Annotated in this window: 1 protein-coding gene; it reads right to left on the bottom strand. The window is 46.8% G+C overall.

Annotated elements, in window-relative coordinates; translation table 11 throughout:
- A partial coding sequence (gene mraY / locus R7Z49_RS23790; RefSeq protein WP_318112192.1) for a phospho-N-acetylmuramoyl-pentapeptide-transferase occupies positions 1 to 967 on the bottom strand: 967 nt, incomplete at both ends.

Here is a 967-nt window from a genome sequence, read left to right as displayed (position 1 = left end):
CACGATTACACGAGGTTCTGGCCAACCTTTTAATTCGTAGTGATGATGAATTGGTGCCATGCGGAAAATGCGTTGACCGCGCAGCTTGTATGAACCGACTTGGAGGATTACAGACAGTGTTTCCATAACAAACACACCGCCCATGATAACCAGCACCAATTCTTGACGAACCAAAACAGCGATAGTGCCTAGTGCACCACCTAGCGCAAGAGAGCCTACATCACCCATAAATACTTGTGCTGGATAGGTGTTGAACCATAAGAATCCAAGACCCGCGCCCACAATCGCCGTACATACCACAACAAGCTCAGAGGCGTGCGGTAGATATGGGATGTGCAGATATTCAGAAAAGTTAACGTTACCAGTCGCCCAAGCGATAACGGCAAAGCCTGCAGCAACCAGTACCGTCGGCATGATAGCCAAACCATCTAAACCATCAGTGAGGTTTACCGCATTACTGGTGCCAACAATCACGAAGTAAGTCAGAATGATGTACATCAGACCAAGCTGTGGCATCACATCTTTAAAGAATGGCACGACAAGCTGCGTCGCTGCTGTGTCTTTACCATAAGCGTATAGAGCAAATGCCACAACAAATGCGATCAAAGACTGCCAGAAATACTTCCAACGCGCGATCAAACCATCGGTGTTTTTACGCACCACTTTACGATAATCATCGACAAAGCCAACGGCGCCATAACCTAGCAATACCGTCAGTACCGCCCAAACATAAGGGTTGGATAAATCAGTCCACAATAGAATCGTGATCGAAATAGCCGCCAAAATCATGATACCGCCCATAGTAGGAGTACCACGCTTGCTAAAGTGAGACTCAGGGCCTTCGTTACGCACAACCTGACCAATTTGAAGCATTTGCAAACGCTTGATCATGATAGGTCCCATCCAAAGAGAAAGACCTAGGGCAGTAAGTACACTGAGAATTGCTCGAAAAGACAGGTATTCAAAC

This window comes from Vibrio sp. 1562 (assembly GCF_033340155.1).
Lineage (GTDB): Bacteria > Pseudomonadota > Gammaproteobacteria > Enterobacterales > Vibrionaceae > Vibrio > Vibrio alginolyticus.
Note: the sequence above shows the minus strand (reverse complement) of the source record. Positions and strands in the feature narration are given on the sequence as shown.